The following is an 8,257-nucleotide window of genomic DNA, read 5'->3' as shown; positions in this document are numbered from 1 at the left end:
GTTCGCGCCCTTCCGCTCGCCTGGGGGCTCGCTCCAGGGCGCGCACCCCCCGGTGGGGGCTCCGCCCCCACGCCCCCGGCAAGGGGCTCCGCCCCCTGCACCCCCAACGGCCATCCGTACGTGGACTTCAATCCCCCAAGCCCACGCAGCACCAATGGCCTTGTGCAAGGTCTTGGTCCCCTCAGTTCACCCTGCGGTGTTGCTTGTCGGGGGGTGCAGGGGGGCGGAGCCCCTCCTGCCGGGGGTGCAGGGGGCGGAGCCCCTTGCCGGGGTGGGCGGACCCGTAAGGAGCGCCAGCGACTGGAGGGGCCGATCGCCCCGCCCTGGGGGTCTGGGGGGTGGCCCCCCAGGTCAACGCAGCTCTCGCCAGCGGTTGGTTATCGGGAGGCGGCGGTCGCGGCCGAAGTTCTTGGGGGTGATCTTGGGGCCGGGCGGGTACTGGCGGCGCTTGTATTCGGCCAGGTCGACGAGGCGGATGACGCGTTCGACCAGGGCGGGGTCGTGGCCGGCGGCGATGAGGGCGTCGCGGCCCATGTCGCGTTCGACGTAGTCGACCAGGAGGGGGTCGAGGACGTCGTACGGGGGGAGGGTGTCGCGGTCCTTCTGGTCGGGACGGAGTTCGGCGGAGGGCTCCTTGACGATGATGGCCTCGGGGATGGGTTCGACCTCGAAGGGGTGGAGGGCGGGGTGGTCCTTGCCGGCCTGGTCGTTGCGCCAGCGGGCCAGGGCCCAGACCATCGTCTTGGTGAGGTCCTTGATGGGGCCGAAGCCGCCGGCGGAGTCGCCGTAGAGGGTGGAGTAGCCGGTGGCGAGCTCGCTCTTGTTCCCGCCGGTGAGGACGAGGTGGCCGTGCTCGTTGGAGAGGCCCATCCAGATGTTGGCGCGGATGCGGGCCTGGAGGTTCTCGGCGGCGAGGCCGTGGAGTTCGAGCTCGGATTCGAAGGCGTCCACCATGCCGCGGATGGGGACGATGCGGGAGTGCAGGCCCTGGCGTTTGACGAGGTCTTCGGCGTCGGTGACGGAGCCTTCGGTGGAGTAGCGGCTGGGGAGCAGGACCACGTGGACGAGGTCGGGGCCGATGGCGTCGGCGGCGATGGTGGCGACGAGGGCGGAGTCGATGCCGCCGGACAGGCCGAGCAGGACGGAGCGGAAGCCGTTCTTGCGGACGTAGTCGCGGGTGCCGAGGACGAGCGCGCCGTAGACCTCGGCGAGGTCGTCGAGGGGCCGGGCGGCGGTGGGCGGGGACGGGTCGTAGGCGGGGACGGGGTCCTCGGTGACGACGTGGTGGTCGATGCTGATGGTGGTGCCGTCGAGGGCGTTGACGGGGCCGGTGACGGGTTCGATGGCGGCGGCGGGCAGGTCGAGGTCGGCGACGAGGAGGTGCTCGGTGAACTGGGGGGCGCGGGCGAGGAGTTCGCCGTCGGCGCCGACGATGACCGAGTCGCCGTCGAAGACGAGTTCGTCCTGGCCGCCGACCATGTTGACGTAGGCGAGGGCGCAGCCGGCCTCGCGGGCGCGGGTGGCGCACAGTTCGAGGCGGACGTCGTCCTTGTTGCGCTCGTAGGGGGAGGCGTTGATGGCCAGGAGCAGGCCGGCGTCGGCGGTGGAGGTGACGCTGACGGGGCCGCCGTCCTGCCAGAGGTCCTCGCAGATGACGGTGGCGACGTCGACGCCGTGGACGCGGACGACGGGGAGGGTGTCGCCGCGGACGAAGATGCGGTACTCGTCGAAGACGCCGTAGTTGGGCAGGTGGTGCTTGGCGGAGCGGATCAGCACCTCGCCGTGGTGGAGCCAGGCGGCGGCGTCGAGGGGGGATCCGGCGGGGAGTCCGGCGCGGATCATGCTGACCGGGCGGCGGTCGAGGTAGCCGGTGACGACGGGGACGTCGCCCAGGCCCTCGTCGGCGAGGGTGCGGGCGGCGCGGGCGAGGGTGCGCTGGGAGGCCTCCACGAACGAGGAGCGCAGCGCGAGGTCCTCGACGGGGTAGCCGGTCAGCATCATCTCGGGGAAGGCGACCAGGTGCGCGCCGGCCTCGGCGGCGCGCCGGGTCCATTCCACCAGGAGGCCGGCGTTGCCCTCCAGGTCGCCGACCGTCGGGTTCACCTGCGCGAGAGCGATCCTGAGCTGTGCCACGTCCACCAGCCTAAGTGACGGGAATAGGTATCGTCATTATGACGAAAAGTGGGTCGGGGTGCCAGTGCGGCGGCGGATGGCGGGGCCCAGGGCCAGCTGTGCGGCGGCGGCGGCCAGGCCCAGGGCCAGGCACGACAGCCACAGCGCGGGCGCTCCGAGGCCGAGCAGCCAGGTGCCGCCGAGCGGTGCGAGCAGGAAGCCGCCCGACCACGACAGCCCGTACAGTCCGCTGTAGCGGCCGCGCAGGTGTTCGGGGGCGAGGTCGGCGACCACGGCCTGCAGCACGGACGCGGCGACCACCTCGCCGAGCGTCCAGACCAGGATGGCGCCGGTGTAGGCCCACACGGTGGTGGCCGCGGTGGTGAGGCCGTAGCCCAGGCCGACGACGGCGAAGCCGGCGGCCAGCACGCGGCTGTGGTCGCGCCGGGCGAGCCAGGCGCCGACCAGCGGCTGGACGGCGATGATCACCAGGCCGTTGGCGGCGATCGCCAGCCCGTACGCCTGCGGTCCGAGGCCCTGCTCCTTCATCGCCAGCGGCATCGTGGTCAGGCCCTGCATGAGCACGAAGGTGTAGACCAGGGTGATCAGCGTGTACGCGACCATCACCCGGTCGCGCAGCGCCGCGCTCCAGGTGCCGGCGGCCCGGTCCTCGGGCGGTGAGGCCGGACGGGTCTCGGGGACGGCGCGCCACACCAGGATCCCGAACGCGGCGCAGCTGAGCGCGTCGATCCAGAACAGCCACATGAAGCCGTGCCCGGCCAGGGTTCCGCCGAGCACCATCGCGGCGGCCCAGCCCAGGTTGACCGCCCAGAACAGCAGCCCGAAGGCGCGCGGCCGGTCCTCGGGGCCGATGAGGTCGGCGACCATGGCGGCGGCCGCCGGGCGGTACATGTCCAGGACGAGTCCCAGCACGAACGCGGCCGTGATGATCGCGGGGAGCCCTTCGGCGTAGCCGAGCGCGAGCATCCCGGCGCCGGTGGCGACCGTGGCGGCGGTGAGGGTGGCGCGGCGTCCGATCCGGTCGGCGAGGGCCCCGCCGGCCAGCTGGCCGGCCAGCGAGCCGGCGCCGAGCACGGCCATCACCGCGCCCGCCTGGACCAGCGACAGGCCGCGGACGGTGGTCAGGTACAGGCCGAGGAACGGCTCCACCATGGTGCCGAGCCGGTTGAGGAGCTGGCCCGACCACAGCACCCAGAAGGGGCGGGGGAGGCCGCCGAGGCGGGGGGCGAGGAACGCGGCCACGCGACCGGGCGCGGGGGCGGGGGGTTCGAGGGTGGACACGACCGCGATCCTCGGAGCGCGGCGGGGCGGTGCACAGTGATTTAGCCTGGGCTAAATGATCGAGTTCGTGTTCGCGCCGGACGACGTCGCGCGGGTGCGGTTCGCCTTCTCCCCGCTGTGGGAGCTCGTGCACGGCCTGCGCGTCCTCGCCGACCCCTCCCGGCACGCGCTGCACCTGCCGTGGGTGCGCCGGGTGCGGCCGCGGCTGCGCGGGCTCGACCTGGAGCTGCTCGGCGAGCTCGTCCCGGCCGAGGGGTACGTCCCCGACTTCCTCACCCCGCCCCCGGCCACCCCGCTGCCCGACTTCGCCGCCGAGCTGGAGACCGTGCGGGCGACGCCGCCGTGCACCGTCGCCGAGGAGATCACCTGGGCGCGGCCGGGGGTCGCCGTGGGGGCGCGGCGCCGCGCCCTCGCCGGCGAGCCGGACCGCACCCTGGAACGCGTCGCCGACCAGCTGGAGCGTTTCTGGACGCAGGCGGTCGAGCCGTACTGGGAGCCGATCCGGGACCTGCTCGAAGGCGATGTGCTGCGCCGCACCCGCGCGCTGGCCGCGCACGGCGCCGAGGGCGTGTTCGCCGACCTGCACCGGGGCGTGGCGTGGCGCACCGACACCCTGGTCGTGGACCGGCCGTGGAGTTTCCGCAGCGAGCTGCGCGGCCGGGGACTGCTGCTGGTACCCAGCGCGTTCGTGTGGCCGCGGGTGTCGGTGATGGTGCCGCCGTACCAGCCGATGCTCAGCTACCCGCCGCTCGGCGTGGCGACGCTGTGGGAGTCGAGGCCCGCGGCGCCGCCGGACGCGCTGGCCGCCCTGGTCGGACGCCGCCGCGCCCAGCTGCTGGCGGCGCTGGAGACCCCGGCCTCCACCACCGAGCTGGCCCGCCGGCTCGGGGTGACGGCGGGGGCGGTCAGCCAGCATCTCGGCGTGCTGCGCGCGTGCGGCCTGGTCACCGGGCACCGGCTGGGCCGCCGGGTCCTCTACTCGCGGACGGGTGCGGGCGACGCCCTCGCGGCGGCCGGTGACGCGGGCTAGCGGAGCGAGGCGAGGCCGTCCAGGCGGAGGCCGTCCCGGCCGTAGTAGCCGGGGGAGGTCCCCTCCGGGGGGCTGTAGCGTCCCGACTCGGCGAGCCAGTCGATGTGCGCGCGGGGCGCCCGCAGCAGGACCTCGATCACCCGGTCCGCCGCGTCCCGGTCCGGTGCCGACAGGCCCAGCCGGGCGACGGTGGCCTTCAGCGCGCCGGCCGCGTCGCGCAGCTCGTCCGCCAGGACCGCGATCCGCTCGGCGACCCGGCGCATCGCCTGCGCCGGCTCGAGACCGTACGCCTCGGCCAGCACGATCACGTGGTTGTGCACGTCCCCCTGCACCGCCTCGCGGCCGTAGGAGACGATGTCGTTCGACCAGGTGACCACGTCGGCGGTGCCCTCCAGCAGCGCCTGCCAGGCGGGCAGGGCCAGCGGCCGGGTCGGCAGCTCCACGTCGAGCACGGGCTCCATCAGGTCGTACAGGAACGGGCCGGCGGCGCGGCGGCGCAGCGCCGGGTACTCCTCGGGCGTGGGCGTCTGGCGGATCCGGCGGAACACGGCCTGCTCGGAGCAGCCCGTCCGGTGCTCCTCCAGGTGCCCCAGGAACCGGCGCCGCCACTCCCGGCTCATCCGCGCCGAGGTGTCCTGCCACAGCTCGATCAGGGTGCTCTCCAGGGGCCGCGCCCCCGGGCTGGGCTGGCCGCGCCGGATCGCCCGCAGCAGGTCGTCGCAGACCGCGTGGACGGCGGTGGCGCTGCCCGACACCGACGCCTGGTCGAGCGTGTCGTCCAGCGCGAAGGTCCAGGTCAGCCAGCGGGCGAACAGTTCCACCCGGACCGGTTCGGCGTCCGGGAACAGCCGGGCGGCCAGCCGTTCGCAGCGCGCGCGGCCCAGCGGCGAGGTGTCCGGATCGCCGAGCACCAGGCCCCGGCCGCGCGCCCAGGCGTCGACGCGCTCGCCGAGCTGCCAGACGTCGGCGTGCATGGCCGACGGGACGGCCAGCGCGGCGGACCGGTCGGCGAGCGAGTGCAGCAGTGAGGTGTTCACGACCACTTCACCGTAGTGATCATTCCGTTGTCGGACCGATGATCGCCACGTCAATTTTAGGGAAATGGATGGGTGAGACTGAGGGTGGACCGTCCCGCGCGGTGAGCCGCGCGGCGCCGACACGGCGGTCCGTGATCGATCACTGGAGGAATCGTGTCCGGACCGACCCCCCGCCGCCTCATGGCCGCAGCGGCGGCGCTCGCCCTGGCCCTGACCTCCGCCGCGGCCTGCGGCGGAGACGAGGGCGCCACCGTGCAGGGCGTCAAGCTGATCAAGAAGGGCGAGCTCACCTCGTGCACCCACCTGCCCTACCCGCCGTTCCAGGTGGAGCAGGGCGGCAAGGTGGTCGGCTTCGACGTCGACATGATCGACCTGGTGGCCAAGAAGCTCGGCGTCACCCAGAAGATCGTGGACACCCCGTTCGAGACGATGAAGACCGGCTCGGCGCTCAACGCCGGCAAGTGCGACATCGTCATGGGCGGCATGACGATCAAGCCGGACCGGGTCCAGCACATGGACGTCAGCAAGCCCTACTTCGACGCCACCCAGGCCCTCATGGCCAAGAAGGACAGCGGGATCACCTCGCTGGACGACGTGAAGAACCGCAAGCTCAAGCTCGGCTCCCAGGCGTCCACCACCGGTGAGGACTTCGTCAAGGGCAAGGGCCTGGACCCGCGCTCGTTCGACAACTCCCTCGCCGAGCTCGACGGGCTGCGCACCGGCCAGGTCGACGTCATCGTGCAGGACTACCCGGTCGTCCAGGGCTGGCTGAAGAACCCGGCCGACAACGCCAAGTACGCGATCGTCGCCAACCTGGAGACCGGTGAGCAGTACGGCTTCTGGACGCGCAAGGGCCACAACGCCAAGCTCGTCGAGCTGACCAACCAGGCGATCGCCGAGAGCAGGGCGAACGGCACGTACAAGAAGATCTACGAGAAGTGGATCGGGCCGATGCCCACGTCCGGCGGCACCTCGTGACGGCCGAGCCGGCGAAGGCGGCGGCGCCCCCGGGCCTGTCCCGGCGCACCCGCCGCCGGCTCGTGCTCGGCGGCCAGTACGCGCTGTTCGCCGCGGTCGTCCTGGTGGTGGTGCTGCTGGCCGACTGGCCGCAGCTGCGGGTCAACTTCGCCAACTGGGACGTGGCCAAGGAGTTGTTCCCGCAGATCCTGACCGTCGGGCTGCTCAACACCGCCCTCTACACCGGCCTCGGCTTCGCGTTCGGGCTGGTGGCCGGGCTGGTCGTCGCGCTGATGCGGCTGTCGTCGGTGGCGCCCTACCGCTGGTTCGCCACCGTCTACATCGAGATCTTCCGCGGCCTGCCGCTGCTGCTGATCTTCATCTTCGTCAGCGTGGGGGTGCCGCTGGCCTTCCCGGGCAGCAACGTGCCCGGCGGCGTGGCCGGGCAGGCCGGGCTCGCGCTGGGCCTGGCCGCCGCCGCGTACATGGCCGAGACGATCCGGGCCGGGATCGAGGCGGTGCCGCGCGGCCAGATGGAGGCGGCCCGGTCGCTGGGCATGTCGTACGGCCGGGCGATGCGGTCGATCATCATCCCGCAGGCGTTCCGGATCATCATCCCGCCGCTGACCAACCAGCTGGTGCTGCTGTGCAAGGACTCCTCGCTGGTGCTGTTCCTCGGCGTCACGCTGGAGCAGCGGGAGCTGACCAAGTTCGGGCGGGACCTGGCGGGGCAGCAGGGCAACACCACCCCGATCATCGTGGCGGGCATCTGCTACCTGCTGCTGACGATCCCGCTGAGCCTGCTGGCCCGGCGGCTGGAGGCCCGGCAACGGAGGGAGCGGCGATGAGCGAGCCCGCGGACGCGGTCCCCGGCGTCATCGAGATCAGGGACCTGCACAAGTCGTTCGGCCTGCACGAGGTGCTGCGCGGCATCGACTTCCACGTCGGCGCGGGCGAGGTGGTCTGCGTGATCGGGCCGTCCGGCTCCGGCAAGTCCACCCTGCTGCGCTGCGTGAACCTGCTGGAGGAGCCGAGTTCCGGGACGGTCCGGGTGGCCGGCGCCGAGATCACCGACCCGGAGGTCGACATCGACGCGGTGCGCCGCCGGATCGGGATGGTGTTCCAGTCGTTCAACCTGTTCCCGCACCTGACCGCGCTCGGGAACGTCACCATCGCGCAGCGCAAGGTGCTGCGGCGGGACCGGGGCGCGGCCGACCGGACCGCCCGGGAGGTGCTGGAACGGGTCGGCCTGGGCGACAAGTTCGGCTCCTACCCGGCGCAGCTGTCGGGCGGCCAGCAGCAGCGGGTGGCCATCGCGCGGGCGCTGGCGATGGGCCCGGAGGTCATGCTGTTCGACGAGCCGACCTCCGCGCTGGACCCGGAGCTGGTCGGGGACGTGCTGGGCGTCATGCGGGAGCTGGCCGAGGAGGGGATGACCATGCTGGTGGTCACCCACGAGATGAGCTTCGCCCGCGAGGTGGCCGACCGGGTGGTGTTCATGGACGGCGGGGTCGTGGTGGAGGAGGGGCCGCCGGAACGGGTGATCGCCGATCCGCGGCACGAGCGCACCCGCGCGTTCCTGTCCCGCGTCCTGGACCCGGCGGCGGCGCGGGTCGGCGAGGCCGGGCCGCCGTCCCCGTGACCGCCGCGTGAACGTTCCGTGACCCCGCGGGACGCCGATCCGGCCGCGGTCCGGCCCCCGACGCGCGGGGCCGGGCCGCGGTGACGGGCACTCCGGGATGTATGGCAGAGTTTGGAACGGTGTTATGAGCGGTTTTGCACCGTGCCGCCGCGGAGATCATCACCTGTAACGTCGCGG

The 8,257-nt window shown here is 73.0% G+C and carries 7 protein-coding genes; 4 read left to right on the top strand and 3 right to left on the bottom strand.

Annotation, left to right across the window (positions count from 1 at the left end; genetic code table 11):
• Positions 1 to 351 precede the first annotated feature (351 nt).
• Both ACFPZN_RS48010 and ACFPZN_RS48005 read right to left on the bottom strand, forming a co-directional pair.
• Entirely contained in the window at positions 352 to 2,133 is a 1,782-nt protein-coding gene (locus ACFPZN_RS48010) for an NAD+ synthase (protein WP_378290403.1), read from the bottom strand.
• Between the two features lie 36 nt (positions 2,134 to 2,169).
• Positions 2,170 to 3,414 carry an MDR family MFS transporter gene (locus tag ACFPZN_RS48005; RefSeq protein ID WP_378290401.1) on the bottom strand — a complete coding sequence of 415 codons (1,245 nt, stop codon included), beginning with the start codon at positions 3,412 to 3,414 and terminating at the stop codon, positions 2,170 to 2,172.
• Positions 3,415 to 3,469: 55 nt separating this feature from the next.
• On the opposite strand from ACFPZN_RS48005, the gene ACFPZN_RS48000 reads away from it, so the two are divergent.
• A complete protein-coding gene (locus ACFPZN_RS48000) occupies positions 3,470 to 4,444 on the top strand; it encodes an ArsR/SmtB family transcription factor (RefSeq protein WP_378290399.1) in 975 nt (324 codons plus the stop codon).
• Here the strand turns inward: ACFPZN_RS48000 and ACFPZN_RS47995 are convergent.
• Positions 4,441 to 5,481 carry a terpene synthase family protein gene (locus tag ACFPZN_RS47995; RefSeq protein ID WP_378290397.1) on the bottom strand — a complete coding sequence of 347 codons (1,041 nt, stop codon included), beginning with the start codon at positions 5,479 to 5,481 and terminating at the stop codon, positions 4,441 to 4,443. The genes ACFPZN_RS48000 and ACFPZN_RS47995 overlap by 4 nt on opposite strands.
• 153 nt (positions 5,482 to 5,634) lie before the next feature.
• On the opposite strand from ACFPZN_RS47995, the gene ACFPZN_RS47990 reads away from it, so the two are divergent.
• The 3 genes from ACFPZN_RS47990 to ACFPZN_RS47980 are packed head-to-tail and all read left to right on the top strand — an operon-like array spanning position 5,635 to position 8,080.
• Positions 5,635 to 6,459, top strand: coding sequence for a transporter substrate-binding domain-containing protein (locus ACFPZN_RS47990; RefSeq protein WP_378290394.1), 825 nt, complete (start codon positions 5,635 to 5,637; stop codon positions 6,457 to 6,459).
• Positions 6,420 to 7,286: an amino acid ABC transporter permease gene (locus ACFPZN_RS47985; protein ID WP_378290392.1), complete on the top strand. Its 867-nt coding sequence runs from the start codon at positions 6,420 to 6,422 to the stop codon at positions 7,284 to 7,286. The genes ACFPZN_RS47990 and ACFPZN_RS47985 overlap by 40 nt, the downstream gene beginning before the upstream one ends.
• Positions 7,283 to 8,080 (top strand): amino acid ABC transporter ATP-binding protein, encoded by a 798-nt coding sequence (locus tag ACFPZN_RS47980; protein WP_378290390.1) that lies wholly within the window; start codon positions 7,283 to 7,285, stop codon positions 8,078 to 8,080. Before ACFPZN_RS47985 ends, ACFPZN_RS47980 begins: the two co-directional genes overlap by 4 nt.
• Positions 8,081 to 8,257: the final 177 nt, after the last annotated feature.

The organism is Actinomadura rugatobispora (assembly GCF_042656285.1).
Taxonomy (GTDB): Bacteria; Actinomycetota; Actinomycetes; order Streptosporangiales; family Streptosporangiaceae; genus Spirillospora; species Spirillospora rugatobispora.
This window is presented reverse-complemented; position numbering and strand designations above follow the sequence as displayed.

Coding starts and splice junctions, on each gene's coding strand:
- ACFPZN_RS48000 (WP_378290399.1), top strand. CDS start 3,470: ATGATCGAGTTCGTGTTCGCGCCGGACGACGTCGCGCGGGTGCGGTTC.
- ACFPZN_RS47980 (WP_378290390.1), top strand. CDS start 7,283: ATGAGCGAGCCCGCGGACGCGGTCCCCGGCGTCATCGAGATCAGGGAC.